We start from the raw sequence: 17,269 nt of genomic DNA, 5'->3' as shown, positions 1-17,269 counted from the left end.
CTTCTTCCCGCCAGCTGCATGCTGGCGGGCTAATACGCTATAAAAAAATAAATAAAGGAAAAGGAATGATTCCCTTAAAATACCTCGCTCCCGCGTGGGGCTGCTCACGCTTGTTTCGTTTTCAGCAAATGCAATAAAAATAACCGGAGGTGAAAAATATGACCTTGAAGTATATGGCATATTAGCCATCTCTTCCTATTTCAGCGCGGCGCAGGAAAAAGCTTCTGACTATACTTTCGATAATGAAAGTTATATTGGTTTTCGCGGTAATAAAGATCTGAATGACAATATTAATGTCATATTCCAGATTGAAAGCGGCTATGTCGGTTATGAAGGTAAACAGAGCGGGCTAGGGACATTTGATACTTTTATTGGCTTGCGTGGTGACTGGGGAACAGTACGTGCTGGCCGAATGAAAACCCCGATGTATGAAATTGTCGACTGGCCTTATACCAACCCTGGATTAGGACGGGTATTCGACTGGGGTGGCGACGTCCCTTATCACTACAGCCATCGACTCAGTAACACGCTACGCTATGACAGTCCTGACTGGCAGCCCGGCAATTTTGCCCTCAGCGTCAGCCGTGGCGATACGCGTCAATCAGGATCGACAATTTTGAGCGGGCGCGTTACCGTGAATTTGCCCGCCGCGATCAAACTGCATTTAGGGGCGGAGCAGACGCGCAATCGCATTATTGATGAAAGCCAGACCTTTGCTTTCGCAACTGCGGATACACTGGGTTATATTGCGGGCCTGGACGTCACGTTTCCCAGCAGTACCCGTTTCTATGGTGCCTTCAAAAGCGGCTACAGCCGTCACAACCAGACCGGTTTAAAATCATCTCAACGTAGCTGGTCACTGATCGTCGAACACTGGTATAAAAACTGGGGGCAAAACTGGGTTATGCCGCCAATACTGATGCCTTGCTTGATGGGCTAAAAATGCCTGATACCGCAGACAGCGTGGTGGCCTTACAGATTATGACTTTAATCGATGACACTTTTCTGCCGTATATGCGTGTAGGCTATACCGACGCCTATAACGCAGATAAAAGCGATCCGTTTCTACGCCTGGGGATTGAATTTTCGTTCTGAACCTCACAAGGTGAGATGCCACGCCCGCACCTCACCTTTAATGGGTCACACAGCAGCGAAATAAACCAGGGGCTGCCTTCACACCGTGCCGAACGGCTTCTTATCCGGCGAAACCGCACGTCACCAGGATAACAAAAACTGAATCCCCATCGCGATCCTGATCTTATTCAGGAACAAGCGAGTTACTTGACTGACGGGTGCTGAAGCGCGGCAAAGAAAAGGACCGACGAATCGGTCCTTTTTTTACCCTGTATAAATCCAGTTGCAGCAAGGCGGTAAGCGCGTAAATCCCCGGCAACAGACATCAGTATGTCACTGGGGTAAGCGAGCGCAGCTGCGGTTCGAACCAGGGGATAAGCTTATGCCTGGTATTTACGCAGCGTCAGGGTGGCGTTAGTGCCACCAAAACCGAAGCTGTTAGACATCACAGTGGTCAACGCTTTTTCAGTCGGCTTAGTCACAATGTTCATGCCTTCTGCCGCTGCATCCAGCGATTCAATGTTAATGCTTGGCGCAATGAAGCCGTGCTCCAGCATCAGCAAGGTGTAAATTGCTTCCTGCACGCCCGCTGCACCCAAAGAGTGACCGGTCATGGCTTTTGTTGCAGAGATAGATGGCGTATTGTCGCCAAAGACTTCGCGAATCGCACCCAACTCTTTTACATCGCCCACTGGCGTTGACGTTCCGTGGCTGTTCAGATAGTCGATTGGGGTATCAACGCCCTGCATCGCCATCTTCATGCAGCGCACTGCGCCTTCGCCTGATGGAGCAACCATGTCTGCGCCATCTGACGTTGCACCATAGCCGACGATTTCAGCGTAGATATGCGCGCCACGTGCCAGAGCATGTTCCAGCTCTTCAACCACCACCATGCCGCCGCCGCCTGCGATAACGAAACCATCACGCTCGTTGTCGTAAGTACGTGACGCTTTTTCTGGCGTTTCGTTATATCTGGTTGAGAGCGCGCCCATTGCGTCAAATTCACACGCCATTTCCCAGCACAGCTCTTCGCCGCCGCCAGCAAACACGATGTCCTGTTTACCCAGCTGAATTTGCTCAACTGCGTTACCGATACAGTGCGCTGAGGTCGCACAGGCAGAGCTGATTGAGTAGTTTACGCCATGAATTTTGAACGGCGTCGCCAGGCAGGCTGAAACGCCTGATGCCATCGCTTTAGTAACAACGTAGGGACCAACCGCTTTCAGGCCGCGTGGGCTACGCATGGCGTCGGCACCAAACACCTGATAACGCGGCGAGCCGCCACCTGAACCTGCAATCAGACCCACACGCGGGTTGTTCTGATAGGCTTCATCGCTCAGGCCGGAATCTTTGATCGCTTCTTCCATGGAAAGGTAAGCATAGATGGACGCATCACTCATGAAACGCACAATTTTGCGGTCGATGAGGCCTGTGGTATCCAGCTTAACGTTACCCCAGACGTGACTACGCATGCCGGAATCTTTCATCTCTTGAGAAAATGTGATGCCTGAACGGCCTTCACGCAGAGATGCCAGCACCTCTTGCTGGTTATTACCAATGCTGGAAACGATACCAGGCCAGTAATCACTGCACGTTTCATTCAATAGTCCTCTTCCACTTCTTTTGGATTGACGTGCACTTTAGCTTACACTTGTACGCCGAACAAGTCCGATCAGCCATTTCCTTTTGTAAATTTGCGTCATGTCACGCTGACCGTTAAAATCGCGCCACTGCCTGAAAAACGAGCCTTTGTCGTGAAATTAACCCCGGTTGAACACGCCCAGCTAAGCTGGAATGAACAGGGTACACCTGTTTCCCGAGCTTTTGACGATGTCTATTTCTCTAATGACAATGGGCTGGAAGAGACGCGCTATGTCTTTCTTGGAGGCAACGATTTTCCACAGCGTTTTGCCCAACACGAACGCGATTTACTGATTGTTGCTGAAAGCGGTTTTGGCACGGGGCTCAATTTTCTGACGCTGTGGCAAGCCTTTGAGGCTTTCCGTCACGCACACCCGACTGCCAGCATGCAGCGCCTGCACTTTATAAGCTTTGAGAAGTATCCGTTAACCCGGACCGATCTCATTGCGGCTCATCAACGCTGGCCTGAACTTGCACCCTGGGCAGAACAGTTGCAGCAGCAATGGCCCATCGCCCTGCCCGGCTGTCAGCGGTTGCTGTTTGACGGTGGACGCATCACGCTCGATCTGTGGTTAGGTGATATTAATACGCTAATCGATACCTTTGATGACAGCCTCAACCGTCAGGTTGATGCCTGGTTCCTTGATGGTTTTGCGCCTGCCAAAAATCCCGATATGTGGACGCCTGCGTTATTTAACACCATGGCAAAGCTGGCACGTCCCGGCGCCACCTTTGCCACTTTCACCGCGGCAGGCTTTGTTCGCCGCGGTTTACAGGAAGCGGGTTTTACCGTTACCCGGCGCAAAGGATTTGCTCATAAGCGCGAAATGCTGTGCGGTCAGCTTACTGTTGCTCCCACACTGTCCCGGCAGCAGCCCTGGTATGCGCGTCCGGCGGCAGCGCAGCCTGAAATTGCCTTAATCGGTGGCGGCATTGCCAGTGCCACCCTTGCGCTGGCGCTGCTGCGCCGTGGCTGGCGCGTTACGCTCTATTGTGCTGATGACGCGCCCGCGCTGGGGGCATCCGGCAACCGTCAGGGGGCGCTTTATCCTCTACTCAATCAGCACGATCCTGCGCTCGCCACCTTTTTCCCTGCGGCGTTTAGCTTTGCACGTCGCCTGTACGATCAGCTTGCGTTACCGTATGAACATCAATGGAGCGGTGTATTGCAGTTAGGCTGGGATGAAAAAAGCGCGGCAAAAGTTGAGCAGATGCTGATGATGGATTTACCCGGCGAGTTAGCGCACGGCGTCGATCAACAGCAGGCAGAAGCGTTAGCCGGGGTGCCGCTTGGCTGTGGCGGGATTTTTTATCCGCAAGGCGGCTGGTTATCTCCGGCAGAGTTAACCGCTGCGCTACTGGCCCATGGCGAAGCGCAGGGCATGCGTATTCACTGGCTGCATCGCGTTACGCAGCTGGAATATCGCAGCGATCACTGGTCGCTACAGTTTGCCGATCGCCCGGCCGTTAAGCATCAGACGGTGGTGCTGGCCAGCGGGCACGCCCTGACTGATTTTCCCCAGGCAGCGCCGCTTCCGGTCTATCCGGTGGCTGGACAGGTGAGTCACGTACCTTCTACGCCCGGACTGGATGCGCTGCAAACGGTGCTCTGTTATGACGGCTATCTGACACCGGTCAGCCCGCAGTTTGCTACACACTGTATCGGTGCCAGCTATCATCGCGGCGAGACCACAACGGCTTACCGTGCAGAAGATCAGCAGGAAAACCGCACGCGCTTAATACATTCCCTGCCTGATACCGGCTGGCCTGAGCAGGTTGACGTTAGCGCCGGTGAAGCGCGTATGGGTGTGCGCTGCGCCACCCGCGATCATCTGCCGATGGCAGGAAGCGTGCCGGATTATCTGGCCACGCTAAGTCAGTATGAAGATTTGCCTGCACAGCGCCTGCAGGGGGCTGAGATTGCGGATGCGCCAGCGTATCCGCAGCTTTATCTGTTCGGTGCGTTGGGTTCGCGCGGCTTATGCAGTGCGCCTTTAGCGGCAGAAGTGCTGGCTGCACAACTCACGGGGAGCCCCAGCCGTTTGATGCAGCCACACTGGCGGCGCTTAATCCAAACCGTTACTGGATCAGAAAACTGCTGAAAGGGAAAAAGGCAGGAAAATAATTCAGGGCGGCACGCCGCCCTTTCTACTCAGGCAGACTGACGCGCCTGTACAAACAGGTTGTCCCACATGCCAATCACCAGCGCCTGGTCGCGTGGCGATAATTCACCGGCGGCAATCGCATTTTGCAAACTTCGTGTTACCTGAATCTGTAAAGCTTCTGGCGTGTGATCGCCCAGTTTTTCCACTTCAGCTACCGCTAACGTCAGGTGTCCGCGGAGATAACCGCTGGCAAACAGCTCATCGTCACTGGCATGCTCTACCATATCGTCAATCAGGGCCAGAATACGCGCTTCAAATTCTGCGATCATCTCAATTCCTCTTTTTGATGTCCTTCACGTCTCACAGATCGTCCGGCCAGGGAAACTGTGATGCCGTCAGTGAAGGCCTGCCATAAAATTCAGCTAATGCTGCAATAAAACGCGCGGGCCGTGCGGGAATACCCTGCTCCAGATACGTCATGACCTGAGCATGGACCTTACGTTGAAACGCAATGCGATCCGGCTCACAATCTCCGTCGAGATTGTCACAACTGACGTTGAAGGGAAAGCCTGCTGCGACACAAAACATCCATTCCAGCGCCTGTGGCTTCACTTCTACTGCTTCAAACTGACCCTGGGTCTGCGCATCACGGCCATCGGGACAGTACCAGTAACCGAAATCAACCAGCTTACGTCGGGCTTCACCAGCAATACACCAGTGTGAAATTTCATGCAGTGCGCTGGCATAGAAACCGTGGGCGAAGACCACACGGTTCCACGGTGACTCCGCGTCTGCCGGAAGATAAATGGGTTCGTCATCGCCTTTAATTAGACGGGTCTGAAAGTCGTCGCTGAAACAGCGATCAAACAGCGTAATGAGCTGTGAGTAATGGTGAGTTGGGGTCATGTTGTTATTACTAATCATCAATAAATTACGCGTTCAGCGTGGCAAACCACGCCATAAGGGCGCTGCCGTGGCTGTCCCACAGAAGTTTGATGCTCATCACTGCTGAGACAATCACGACCATAGGACGGATCAGTTTTTGCCCGCGCGTCAATACCAGCCGGGCACCGAGACGTGCACCGCAAAACGCACCCAGCATCATAATCAAACCGGTGCCCCATACCACTTTGCCGCCAAACATAAAGAACATCAGGCTACCGAAGTTAGAGGTGAAGTTGAGAATTTTGGCGTGTGCAGTGGCTTTCGCCAGGTTGTAACCACACAGCGTGACAAAAGCGAGTGCATAAAACGATCCTGCGCCCGGCCCGAAGAAGCCGTCATAAAAGCCGATACAGCCCCCGCCAACCAGTGCATAAGGTAAACCATGCAGGCGACGAGCGCGATCCTCTTCGCCAATTCGGGGCATCAACAGAAACCAGAGACCAATGGCGATCAACAGCAGCGGCAATACCTGACGTAGCATGTCGGCCTGCAGGCGCTGGATCAGCACCGCACCGATAACTGACCCCAGCAACGTCATGACAATGTTTAACCACTGCTCGTTGAGGTTAACCGCACCACGACGAACGAAATAGAGGCTGGCAGAAAAGGAGCCGCCAACAGATTGCAGCTTGTTCGTCGCCAGCGCCTGCGCCGGTGAAAGGCCAGCCGCCAGCAGTGACGGAACGGTCAACAACCCCCCACCGCCAGCAATCGAATCGATAAAGCCCGCCAGCATTGCCACAAAAAACAGCAGTCCAACCAACACCGGACTGATGACAAACCAATCCATGGGATCCCTTACAGTAAATGTTTATCCAGCAGTGCCTGGCAAGAGGCAGGTAATGGCGGCGGCTCGCGCTTAACCGGCGCAGAGCCTGGCTGCTTCGGCAGGAACCAGCTTTGCAGTTCCGCCCCACAGCCATCACCCGGCGGCGGCGGCGCCTGATCGATACATTCGCTGCTGCCTTGCGGGCAGCGCAGACGCACATGCATATGCGCGCGGTGTGCAAACCACGGCCGGACTTTATGTAGCCAGTCACGATCGGCACCGGCATCTGCGCAAAGCTGTTTTTTAATCGCCGGATTAACGAAAATACGCGCAACTTCGCTGTCTTTGGCTGCCAGTTTGATCAGGCTGTCGATCTCAGGCTGCCAGTGACGCGCCACGACATTTTTATCGCCGGGCGCGACCAGATTAAGCGGCTGTGGCTTCAACAGTTGTTGCGCCGTCCAGCGGTTTTTTGGCAGTTGCAGCCAGATATCAACGTCTAAACCGGTTTGATGACTGGCATGTCCGCTACTGAAACGTCCGCCTGCCGCCATACCCATATCGCCGATCAGCACATTGCCCAGTTGCAGGTTATGCACCTGGGTACTCAGGCGCTGAATAAACAGAATCAGATCGGGATGACCAAAATAGCGGCGTTGATCGGGTCGCATCACCTGATAATTTGGCGAATGAAGCGGTAGCGCCTCAGCACCGACAACACAGCCATTGGCGAACCCCCACCGATTGCGGCACACCGGCAATCGGATGTTGATCCGCTGCCAGGGCGTTGCCGCCAGGCTGGATGCGCTGATCAAAAGCGCGGAAAGGGTGAGCAAAAGACGTTTCATGCGGTTACCAACGTGGCACGGTGGAATTAACGTCAGCACACTGCGCACGCTGACGCAGCAGATGATCCATCAGCACAATTGCCATCATCGCTTCGGCGATCGGCACCGCACGGATACCGACGCAGGGATCGTGACGCCCTTTGGTGATCATCTCCACTTCTTCACCGTCGCGAGTGATGGTTTTGCCGGGCACGGTGATACTGGAGGTTGGTTTCATCGCCAGGTTGGCGCTGATGGTTTGTCCACTGCTGATCCCACCGAGAATGCCACCGGCATGATTGCTCTGGAATCCGTTGGCGCGAATTTCATCACGATGCTGGCTGCCACGCTGATTAACCACCGCGAAGCCGTCACCTATTTCCACGCCTTTCACCGCATTGATGCTCATCAACGCATGCGCTAAGTCAGCGTCAAGGCGATCAAAAACCGGCTCGCCCAAACCTGGCGGCACATTTTCAGCCATCACCGTGACTTTGGCACCGATAGAGTCGCCCTCTTTTTTCAGGCCGCGCATCAATTCATCTAACGCTTCCAGTTTTTCAGCGTCCGGGCAGAAAAACGGATTTTCTTCAACGATGCTCCAGTCTTTAAGCTCGCAGGCAACATCGCCAATCTGCGCCAGATAGCCGCGAACCACGATGCCGTGTTTCATCTGCAGATATTTCTTTGCAATGGCACCAGCAGCAACGCGCATCGCGGTTTCACGGGCAGAAGAGCGTCCGCCACCGCGATAGTCGCGCAGACCATATTTTTGCTCATAGGTATAATCGGCGTGGCCAGGGCGGAACAGATCTTTGATTGCACCGTAATCTTGTGAACGCTGGTCGGTATTTTCAATGAGCAGACCAATTGATGTGCCGGTGGTCACACCGTCAAACACACCGGACAAAATTTTCACCTGATCCGGTTCGCGACGCTGCGTGGTATAGCGCGAAGTGCCGGGACGACGACGATCAAGATCGTGCTGAATATCCGCTTCCGTAAGAGGAATGCCTGGCGGCACGCCATCAACAATGCAGCCCAACGCAATTCCGTGGGACTCGCCAAAGGTGGTTACTCGAAAAAATTGTCCGATGCTGTTTCCGGCCATTCTGATTCCTTGTTACGGTTCGATGGGCGAGCACTCGCCCCGCTTTCAGTCTTTGAAAAAGAAAAATGATGTTGTGCGTCAACAATCTGCTGACGCGTCAGCATAAATACGCCGTCGCCGCCGTTGTCAAATTCCAGCCAGGTGAACGGCACGTCAGGATACTGCTCAATCATGTGCACCATGCTGTTGCCCACTTCGCAAATCAGTACGCCCTGCTCGCTGAGATAATTCGGCGCGCAGGCAAGAATACGACGCACCAGCTTCAGGCCATCGCTGCCAGCTGCCAGCCCCAACTCCGGCTCATGGTGATACTCGCCTGGCAGATCGTCCATATCTTCTGCATCAACGTAAGGGGGATTAGTTACGATTAAATCGTATTTAACCGCAGGCAGACCACGGAACAGATCGGAGCGAATCGGCGTGACGTGATGAATCAGCCCATGCTCTTCAATGTTCTGCTCGGCAACCGCCAGCGCGTCAGTGGAGATGTCCACGGCATCCACTTCCGCTTCCGGGAAGGCGTAAGCGCAGGCAATGGCAATACAGCCGCTGCCGGTACACATATCAAGGATATGATGCGGCTTTTCGCTGACCAAACCGGCAAAGCGGTTTTCAATCAGTTCGCCAATCGGTGAACGCGGCACTAATACCCGCTCATCAACATAAAATTCGTGGCCACAGAACCAGGCTTTGTTGGTCAGGTAAGCAACCGGAATACGCTCGTTAACGCGGCGGATCACACGCTCAACGATCAGGTGACGCTCGCTGGCTGTCAGGCGCGCATTGCGCATTTCTTCAGGAATATCGAGCGGCAACCAAAGAGATGGCAGGACCAGTTGAACGGCTTCGTCCCAGGGATTATCTGTGCCATGTCCGTACCAAATTCCGGCAGCGGAAAAGCGGCTTACCGCCCAGCGCAGCATATCCTGAATGGTGTGCAGTTCGTTCACTGCCTCATCGACGAAAATTTTGTCCACGTAGCCCTCCGCAGGCCTTTTACTAAATCGGCCGATAGTGTGCCATGAAGCCGGGGAGAATTCAGCGCAGCGAGGTGAAAAAGCTGACATTTAATGACACTTAACGGTAAGGTATTACTCTCCGCTGTTTATCAGCTTTTCTGACATGATTTCCCCACCATGAGTAAAAAAACGCCCCTCAGCCAGGACGATAAAATGCTGTTTCGCCAGTTGATGAGCGGAACGCGTAAGTTAAAACAGGACACTATCGTGCATAAACCGGTAGTGAAAACTCGTGAAGTTCCGGTAAAACGTCTGCTTTCTGAACAGGCTGATAACAGCCACTATTTTTCGGATGAATTTCAGCCGCTGCTGTCGACCGAAGGAGCAACGCGCTATGTACGTGCTGATGTCAGCCATTTCGAGTTAAAAAATTACGGCGCGGCGATTACACACCCGAAATTTTCCTGGATTTGCATGGTTTAACCCAGCAGCAGGCCAAGCAGGAGTTGGGCGCCTTGATTGCGGCGTGTCGCCGTGAGCATCTGTTTTGTGCCAGCGTGATGACCGGACATGGTAGGCATATTTTGAAACAGCAAACACCGTTATGGCTGGCGCAACATCCATGGGTCATGGCTTTTCATCAGGCACCGAAAATGTTCGGCGGCGACGCAGCATTGCTGGTGTTGATTGAAGTTGAGGAGTGGCAACCCCTGAGCTGCCCTGAGAAGGGATGGGGCCGACTGTTCGGCCCACAGATGTTAAATGGCTTTTGCCAGTTTTGAAGGACTAACCTGCCACATCAATTTGCCTTCGCTCTGCGCAGCATCAAAGTCTACACAGGCAATAGCAGAGGTAGCGAACATCGGCGGCGCTTCCTGCGGGCAGAGTTCAGAAACTAAATAACCCACCAGTGGCAGATGAGAAATCACCAGTGCTGATTTCACGCCTTCGTTCGCCAGCGTCTGCAGATAGCAGGCCACCAGTCCCGGATCGCCGCCTGGCGTCAGTTCAGGTAAGACTTCTTGCCCGTCGGGCAGAGATAATGCTTCACGTACTGCTGCGAGGGTTTGCTCGGCACGCAGATACGGACTAACCAGTACACGTTCAATGTCCAGCGCCTGACCGTTCAGCCAGCTCGCCATCTGGCGTGATTCATCACATCCACAAAGCGTTAAAGGTCTGACCGAATCACTTGCTGCTTCCAGAGCCGCATCGCCGTGACGCATGATAAAAACTTGCATAAAGCACCGCTGTAGTTTGTCGACATCGCCCGACGCCTGAGCGCCTGACTCTTCATTCTGCGAATGAACGCTGTGTTGTACCGCAATGGCTTCAGTATAGTCAACCGGTTGTTTATTAAATAAGCACATCTCAGAATCGTGCCGCGGCGCATGCTTTTACGGCACATTTCTAACCCGCTGAATCGATGCGGTTATTCATCTTTATGGAGAAGTGTAAAATTTCTTCTGTTCTTGTGTCGCGTTTTCCAGTGCCTGACAGGGAGTAAAACGTTCGCCATATTGCTGCTTAAGCCGGTTTAATGTGTTTACCGCCTGCGCCGCCCCAAATTGATCAAGATAGCGGAACGGGCCGCCTAAAAACGGAGGAAAACCTATACCAAAAACCGCGCCGATGTCACCATCGCGTGGCTGACGAATAACCTGTTCATCCAGGCAGCGCACCGCTTCATTCAACATCATCATGACGCAGCGTTCCGCTATTTGCGCTTCACTCTGCTTCGCCAGTGGCTTGATACCCAACAGCGCGTAAAGCGACGGATCGGCTTTTTTCTGCTGGCGGTGACGAGAACCATATAAATAGAAACCTTTGCCGTTTTTGCGCCCTTTCCGTCCGTCGTTTAAGACCGCCGCGAAGGCATCAGGTGCAGCAAAACGCTCGCCGTAAGCCTGCTGTAAAACAGGGGTAATTTTACTGCCCACATCAATGCCTACTTCATCGAGCAACTGAATCGGACCAACGGGAAACCCAAATTTCACCAAAGCGCGGTCAATATGTTCAACCGGCTCACCATCAAGCAGACAACGCATCGCTTCATTTATATAGGGCGCAAGAATGCGGTTAACGTAAAAACCAGGCTTATCCGCTACCACAATCGGTGTTTTGCCTTGCTTACGCGCCAGCGCCACGATGTTCACCACCGTCTGATCGGAAGTTGCACGATGTGGGATCACTTCAACCAGTGGCATTTTTTCTACCGGGCTAAAGTAATGCAGGCCAATGATATTTTCGGGCCGTTGTGCCTGCGCAGCAATATCCGCAATCGGCAGTGAAGAGGTATTGGAGGCAAAAATAGTGTTCGGCTGGCAGTAACTTTCAACCTCGTTAACCATTTGCTGTTTCAGCGCAAGATCTTCGAATACGGCTTCAATGACGACATCACGCCGGGAAAACCCCTGATAGTCGATACCGCCAGTAATGCGCGCCATCTGTTGCTGACGCTGTGCCGCGCTCAAATGGCGACGTTTTACCTTTTACTGAGCACATCCCAACTGGTTTGCAGCGCATGGTTGACCCCGTCGAAGGTGATATCTTTAATGCGCACCGGCAAACCGGCATTAAGGGCGCTGACGCTGGCGATCCCGCCGCCCATTAAGCCGCCGCCTAATACGCCAATACGCCGGATCGCTTGCGGTTCGGCTTCGCCACCGGCTTCTTTTTTCATTGCGGTCGAGGCGAAGAACAAACTGCGCAGTGCAGCCGATTCCTTACTCATCGCCAGCTCACCAAAAGCCTGGGCTTCGGCATCGTAACCGGCGCGGCTGCCCTGCTCCAGTCCAATGCGAATCACCTCAATGATGCGTTTTACTGCTGGATAATTGCCCTGCGTTTTGCGCTCTGCCTGGCGTTTAGCCAGCGCAAACAACGCATGGCGCGCAATCGGACCTTGTAATAAACGATCGCGCATCGCCAGAGGTGCCCGACTGCTTTTGCCCTTTTTTACCCGTGCGACAGCCGTTTCCAGCAGGATAGCCTGTGGAACCGCATCATCCACCACACCGAGCTTACGCGCTTGCTTAGCGCGCAGCGTTCTGCCTGTGAGAATCAGCGTTAACGCCTGCTGAACGCCAATCAGACGTGGTAATCGCTGCGTTCCACCTGAGCCGGGCAGTAATCCCAACTGGACTTCAGGTAATCCAAGCCGCGTTTTATCATCCAGCGAACAGATACGAGCATCACAGGCAAGGGCAAGCTCCAGCCCGCCGCCCAGACACGCACCGTGAATCGCCGCCACTACAGGGAACGGCAGCGAGGCAATCGACGCCATCACTTCCTGCCCCTGGCGAGCCAGTGCTTCGGCTGCTTGTGCGGAGTGGCAGCGATCAATCATGCTGATATCTGCGCCTGCGATAAAATTGTCTGGCTTAGCGGATATCAGCACTAATCCGGCTAACGCTGGATCGCGGCGTGCTTCAGCAATCACGGCGGCAATTTGCCCGGCAAACTCCGCTTTGAGCGTATTCATTTTTTCGCCCGGCACGTCAATCGTGATAACGCCAACGCTGTCGGGGCGCATCTGTAAATGAAAAACGTTATGCGCCATTATTCGACCTCCAGAACCATTGCCGCACCCAGGCCGCCTGCTGCACAGGCAGTCACCAGGCCTAAACCGCCACCGCGCCGCCGCAACTCATGCAGCGTTTGGGTGATCATACGTGCGCCAGTGGCGGCAAAAGGATGTCCATACGCAATAGAACCGCCCAGTACATTAAAACGCTCTTCACTGACCTCGCCCAACGCATGGGGACGATGTAACACCTCGCGGGCGAAGCGTTCATCGCGAAACAGTTGCAGGTTAACCAGCGTTTGCGCTGCAAAAGCCTCGTGCATATCGATCAGGGTTAACTCATTCAGTGTGATACCAGCCCGATCCAGCGCCAGCGGCGAGGCATAAGCGGGGCCAAGTAACATATCCTGCTGAACATCAATGGCGCTAAAGGCGTAGCTGCGCACATAGCCGAGTGGCTGAAGCCCTAACTCACGCGCACGTCCTTCGCGCATTAGAATGACTGCCGCTGCGCCGTCGGTCAGTGGCGTACTGTTTGCCGCCGTTACCGTGCCATGTTGACGATCAAAGGCGGGACGCAGGCGTGCATAATCTTCCGCTTTTGCATCCATGCGTAACGTGTTGTCTTGCTCAATCGGCGCTTTAAAGGGGGAACAAACGTCGTCATGACTTCCTGCTTCAGCACACCCGATTGCCACGCTTTCGCTGCGCGCTGATGAGAGCGCAGCGCCAGCGCGTCTTGCGCGTCTCGCGTAATGCCGTAACTTTTTGCCATTTGTTCCGCGGTATCGCCCATACGTAAACCGGTTGAATATTCCGCCACCGCAGGCGGCACGGGCAGCAGGTCACGCGGACGCAAGCGGCGCAGGCACTGTAACTTTTGCGAGAAACTGCGCGCTTTGTTCATATCCACCAGCGCACGAGCCAGCGTTTTACTGACGCCGATCGGCAGGACTGAAGCGGAATCAGCCCCACCCGCAATACCGGCTGACAGGGTGCCCGCCAGCAGGCTTTCGCAGACATTCGCCACAGCCTGAAAACTGGTCGCACAGGCACGACTGACGCTGTAAGCATCGGTATTAACGCTTAACCCGCTGCTCAGGACAATTTCGCGAGCAATATTAGGCGCTTCGGGCATTTGTACCACCTGGCCAAATACCACCTGCTCAATCACTTCGACCGGCAGTTCGCTACGGGCCATCAATTCGCTGATGAGCATCCGGCCAAGCTCAACCGCCGGGATACCATGAAAACCAGTAGCCTGGCGCAAAAAAGGTGTTCGTAATCCGTGCGTTATGGCGATGCGTTCACCATGACGCGTTAGCAGCGACTGCGCTTTCATTGTTTCACCTGTGAATCGGGACCAGGGCATCATTGCCGAAAGAGGTCTGACCTGATCCACAGTGTTAACCACAAGCGGTTAAGTCGCCAATATCAAAAGGGATAAATTGCGAAGAGAGACACGAAATTAACGCCGCCAGAATAGCGGCGTAAGAGAGATTAACGCAGGCCGAGCTGAAAAATCATGGTTTCAGCCTGGCATGAGAAGGTGAAATCGATCTCCAGCCTGACGCCTTCCGCCTCTTCACTGAAGCGAGCGTTGATGTCGCACGGTTCAGATTCGACCTGGCGCGCCTTTTCAGTCAGGCGCTGCAGTTTGGCCTCAGCATCGGCACGCTGCGAAAACCACTCTGACCAGCTTGCTGTACAATCACTGTTATCCATAACGGTGCCGACATCGACACAACAGCAGGCAGCGGTTTCGTTGGCGCTGCACTTTCTAATGGCATCAGTCATCTTTCTCTCCTGACGAATAAGTCGACGAGTTGCGTATTTTTCCAGCCAAAATCTTACGCTTTCAGTATACTCTGCGCCATGACAGCCTCGCTAAGTGACGAATATCACAATAAAATTTGATCCAAAACAAATTTGAGCCGTTATGCTGTGCGTGTCGTTTCAGGTTTTGTTAAGCAGATCGACTTTTCACCGATCAGTTTGGAAATATTTTAAAAACAATATTGCAACACACACACAGGTCAGACCTATACTTGCCGCACTGGTCTGATATGTCCGTTTTACATCAGTCCTTACAATCCGCCGTCCCTTGTTACGCGATGTAACAGCGTTAAATAATAATTCACATGAGGTTGTGGTCATGAACCATAAAAACCTGTTTGCAAAGTCAGCCGTGGCGGCTGCTGTGGCGCTTGTTTCTTCACACGTTTATGCAGCTGGCTTTCAGTTGAATGAATTCTCTTCTATAGGATTAGGACGTGCCTACTCCGGCGAAGGCGCAATGGGGGATACCGCAGCCTCTGCCAGCCGTAACCCTGCAACCATGGCGCTGATGGATCGTCCTTCTTTCTCGATTGGCGCGGTATATATCGATCCTGATGTCAATATCAATGGCAACAGCCCAAGCGGGCGCAGCCTTGACGCGAAAAACATTGCGCCAAGTGAATGGGTGCCAAATATTCATTATGTCCATCCCATTAATGATCAGTGGTGGGTGGGCGCCTCTGTCACCTCGAATTATGGTCTGGCTACCGAGTTCAATAACAACTACACCGCAGGTGGCTACGGCGGTAAAACTGACCTGATAACGGGTAACTTCAACCTCAGCACAGCGTACCGCCTGAACGAGCATTTCAGCTTTGGCGTCGGCTTTGATGCTGTTTATGCTAAAGCCAAAATTGAACGCTACGCAGGCGAATCGGGTGCGGCGCTGCGCCTTCCTGCTGATACGCAGATTGCGCATCTGAAAGGCGATGAGTGGGGCTACGGCTGGAATGCCGGCATTTTGTATGAAGTGGATAAAAATAACCGCTTCGGCTTCAGTTACCGTTCAGAAGTCAAAATCGACTTCGACGGGGATTACAAAAGTAACCTGCCTGTTTCGGTCAACGCGATTAATCAGGCTGGTAATTTAGGTCTGCCTTATGCAACGGGCGGCACCACCATTCCAGGGGCACTAACCCTGAATCTGCCGGAGATGTGGGAGCTGTCGGGCTGGCACAAAGTGGCACCGCAATGGGCCGTGCATTACAGCCTGGCGTATACCAGCTGGAGTCAGTTCCAGGAGCTGAAAGCGACCGGATCCAATGGCCAGACGCTGTTCTATAAAGATGAAAGCTTCCGCGATGCCTATCGTCTGGCGCTCGGGACCACTTACTTCTACGACCAAAACTGGACCTTCCGTACTGGTATCGCCTTCGATGACAGCCCGGTTCCTGCCGATAAACGTTCTATCTCCATCCCGGATCAGGATCGTCTGTGGCTGAGTGCGGGGGCGTCTTATGCGTTTAATGAGGACGCTTCAGTGGATATGGGCATCTCTTATATGCACGGTCAGCACGTCACGGTAAAAGAAGGCCCATACACGTTTGAATCAGCCGGTAAAGCCTGGCTGTACGGGGCAAACTTTAACTATAAGTTCTGATAAGCAGGCACGATCAAAAAGGCGACTCTGGAGTCGCCTTTTTGCGCCGATTATTGCGCATCAATTTCGCTTAAATCACCCTGAATCGCTGCGGCGTTCGGGTTCTCTTGCGGTTTCAGCCTGCCCCCACTGGCCAGGAAGTCGTGACGCTGGAAATAAGCGTTACGAATAAAGGCATAGGGATCGCTCTGCTGCTTCAAAATCGCATCGGAATCCAGCAGTTGTGCACGCGTTTCCACGCCTTCAATTGCCCATTTACCGGCAGACATCCAGAAGGTTAACCAGCTCAGTGCCGGATAGAGTTTATCGACAAACTGACCACCGTCTTCACGCACGGTAAAACTGCCATACGCCGGCAATTCAACATACGGGCCGTAACCGACGCCATAATGTCCGAGTGTGCTACCAAAACGACGCGGCTCTTCACGCGCCATCTCAGGATTCGCTTTACCCGCCACGTCGATAAAGCCGGCCAGGCCAAGCGTTGAGTTCAGAAAGAAGCGCGTAAAGTGTATTGCAGCCTGGCGCGGTTCCCCATCAGCAGGGAGTTAACCATGCTGGCAGGCTCATCAAGATTGCCGAGAAAATTGCTCATGCCTGTACGTGCGGGCATTGGCACATAATCGCGCCAGGCTACCGCAACAGGACGTACCACGTAAGGGTCCAACACGTTGTAGTTGAAGTTAAACATCGTGCGGTTAAAACCTTCTAATGGATCGCTGCGCTGTTCAGGCGCGTCAGCGTTGTCAGGTTTTGAACTGGCACATCCCACCAGAAGTACACTGGCCAAAACCATACTGGTCAGGCGGTAAACCATTCTAATCTCCCTGTGCGGTTGAATTGTGTATCCCCTTGATAATCCACGCTGCAGGA

9 protein-coding genes and 8 pseudogenes are annotated in these 17,269 nt (G+C 53.5%); 5 read left to right on the top strand and 12 right to left on the bottom strand.

Annotation, left to right across the window (positions count from 1 at the left end; genetic code table 11):
- Window positions 1-94 precede the first annotated feature (94 nt).
- Together O3W44_RS18085 and O3W44_RS18080 are read left to right on the top strand one after the other, a co-directional pair.
- Complete coding sequence (locus tag O3W44_RS18085; RefSeq protein WP_269294127.1) at window positions 95-940, top strand: porin; 846 nt, start codon at window positions 95-97, stop codon at window positions 938-940.
- A gap of 2 nt (window positions 941-942) precedes the next feature.
- The gene (locus O3W44_RS18080; RefSeq protein WP_269294126.1) at window positions 943-1,095 is read left to right on the top strand and encodes a hypothetical protein; all 153 of its coding nucleotides are present in this window, start codon (window positions 943-945) and stop codon (window positions 1,093-1,095) included.
- Window positions 1,096-1,454: 359 nt separating this feature from the next.
- Here O3W44_RS18080 and fabB read toward each other — a convergent pair.
- Window positions 1,455-2,674, bottom strand: a pseudogene (fabB, locus tag O3W44_RS18075) (beta-ketoacyl-ACP synthase I).
- A gap of 154 nt (window positions 2,675-2,828) precedes the next feature.
- Here fabB and mnmC point away from each other — a divergent pair.
- Window positions 2,829-4,840, top strand: a pseudogene (mnmC, locus tag O3W44_RS18070) (bifunctional tRNA (5-methylaminomethyl-2-thiouridine)(34)-methyltransferase MnmD/FAD-dependent 5-carboxymethylaminomethyl-2-thiouridine(34) oxidoreductase MnmC).
- A 27-nt stretch (window positions 4,841-4,867) separates the two neighbouring features.
- Here mnmC and O3W44_RS18065 read toward each other — a convergent pair.
- The 6 genes and pseudogenes from O3W44_RS18065 to prmB all read right to left on the bottom strand — a co-directional run.
- Window positions 4,868-5,149: a YfcL family protein gene (locus tag O3W44_RS18065; RefSeq protein ID WP_269294125.1), complete on the bottom strand. Its 282-nt coding sequence runs from the start codon at window positions 5,147-5,149 to the stop codon at window positions 4,868-4,870.
- A 31-nt stretch (window positions 5,150-5,180) separates the two neighbouring features.
- On the bottom strand, window positions 5,181-5,726 hold the full coding sequence (locus O3W44_RS18060) for an elongation factor P hydroxylase (protein WP_269294483.1): 546 nt from the start codon (window positions 5,724-5,726) through the stop codon (window positions 5,181-5,183).
- Window positions 5,727-5,751: 25 nt separating this feature from the next.
- Entirely contained in the window at window positions 5,752-6,555 is an 804-nt protein-coding gene (locus tag O3W44_RS18055; protein WP_269294123.1) for a sulfite exporter TauE/SafE family protein, read from the bottom strand.
- A gap of 8 nt (window positions 6,556-6,563) precedes the next feature.
- Window positions 6,564-7,382: pseudogene (mepA, locus tag O3W44_RS18050) on the bottom strand (penicillin-insensitive murein endopeptidase).
- A gap of 4 nt (window positions 7,383-7,386) precedes the next feature.
- On the bottom strand, window positions 7,387-8,472 hold the full coding sequence (gene aroC / locus O3W44_RS18045) for a chorismate synthase (protein WP_269294121.1): 1,086 nt from the start codon (window positions 8,470-8,472) through the stop codon (window positions 7,387-7,389).
- A 50-nt stretch (window positions 8,473-8,522) separates the two neighbouring features.
- A pseudogene (gene prmB, locus O3W44_RS18040) lies at window positions 8,523-9,449 on the bottom strand (50S ribosomal protein L3 N(5)-glutamine methyltransferase); the annotation flags it as partial.
- Window positions 9,450-9,608: 159 nt separating this feature from the next.
- Here prmB and smrB point away from each other — a divergent pair.
- Window positions 9,609-10,213, top strand: a pseudogene (smrB, locus tag O3W44_RS18035) (endonuclease SmrB).
- Here the strand turns inward: smrB and sixA are convergent.
- From sixA to O3W44_RS18015, 4 genes and pseudogenes are all read right to left on the bottom strand, one after another.
- On the bottom strand, window positions 10,190-10,672 hold the full coding sequence (gene sixA, locus O3W44_RS18030) for a phosphohistidine phosphatase SixA (protein ID WP_269294482.1): 483 nt from the start codon (window positions 10,670-10,672) through the stop codon (window positions 10,190-10,192). The pseudogene smrB and the gene sixA overlap by 24 nt on opposite strands.
- Before the next feature lie 201 nt (window positions 10,673-10,873).
- A pseudogene (fadJ, locus tag O3W44_RS18025) lies at window positions 10,874-12,993 on the bottom strand (fatty acid oxidation complex subunit alpha FadJ).
- Window positions 12,993-14,299 (bottom strand): annotated as a pseudogene (gene fadI / locus O3W44_RS18020) (acetyl-CoA C-acyltransferase FadI). Before fadI ends, fadJ begins: the two co-directional pseudogenes overlap by 1 nt.
- Window positions 14,300-14,457: 158 nt before the next feature.
- Window positions 14,458-14,754 carry a YfcZ/YiiS family protein gene (locus O3W44_RS18015; protein WP_269294120.1) on the bottom strand — a complete coding sequence of 99 codons (297 nt, stop codon included), beginning with the start codon at window positions 14,752-14,754 and terminating at the stop codon, window positions 14,458-14,460.
- A gap of 358 nt (window positions 14,755-15,112) precedes the next feature.
- Here O3W44_RS18015 and fadL point away from each other — a divergent pair, with 358 nt between their 5' ends.
- On the top strand, window positions 15,113-16,396 hold the full coding sequence (fadL, locus tag O3W44_RS18010; RefSeq protein WP_269294119.1) for a long-chain fatty acid transporter FadL: 1,284 nt from the start codon (window positions 15,113-15,115) through the stop codon (window positions 16,394-16,396).
- Window positions 16,397-16,446: 50 nt separating this feature from the next.
- Here the strand turns inward: fadL and mlaA are convergent.
- Window positions 16,447-17,213: pseudogene (gene mlaA, locus O3W44_RS18005) on the bottom strand (phospholipid-binding lipoprotein MlaA).
- Between the last annotated feature and the right edge of the window lie 56 nt (window positions 17,214-17,269).

This window comes from Pantoea sp. LMR881 (assembly GCF_027157825.1).
GTDB classification, from domain to species: domain Bacteria; phylum Pseudomonadota; class Gammaproteobacteria; order Enterobacterales; family Enterobacteriaceae; genus Pantoea; species Pantoea haifensis.
The sequence above is the reverse complement of the archived record's forward strand: the minus strand, read 5'-3'. Positions and strand labels throughout refer to the sequence as shown.

Bases quoted from the DNA above. Each gene is read 5' to 3' on its own strand.
- O3W44_RS18015 (WP_269294120.1), bottom strand. From the start codon at position 14,754: ATGACTGATGCCATTAGAAAGTGCAGCGCCAACGAAACCGCTGCCTGC.
- O3W44_RS18080 (WP_269294126.1), top strand. From the start codon at position 943: ATGCCTGATACCGCAGACAGCGTGGTGGCCTTACAGATTATGACTTTA.
- O3W44_RS18065 (WP_269294125.1), bottom strand. From the start codon at position 5,149: ATGATCGCAGAATTTGAAGCGCGTATTCTGGCCCTGATTGACGATATG.
- O3W44_RS18055 (WP_269294123.1), bottom strand. From the start codon at position 6,555: ATGGATTGGTTTGTCATCAGTCCGGTGTTGGTTGGACTGCTGTTTTTT.
- aroC (WP_269294121.1), bottom strand. From the start codon at position 8,472: ATGGCCGGAAACAGCATCGGACAATTTTTTCGAGTAACCACCTTTGGC.
- sixA (WP_269294482.1), bottom strand. From the start codon at position 10,672: ATGCAAGTTTTTATCATGCGTCACGGCGATGCGGCTCTGGAAGCAGCA.
- O3W44_RS18060 (WP_269294483.1), bottom strand. From the start codon at position 5,726: ATGACCCCAACTCACCATTACTCACAGCTCATTACGCTGTTTGATCGC.
- fadL (WP_269294119.1), top strand. From the start codon at position 15,113: ATGAACCATAAAAACCTGTTTGCAAAGTCAGCCGTGGCGGCTGCTGTG.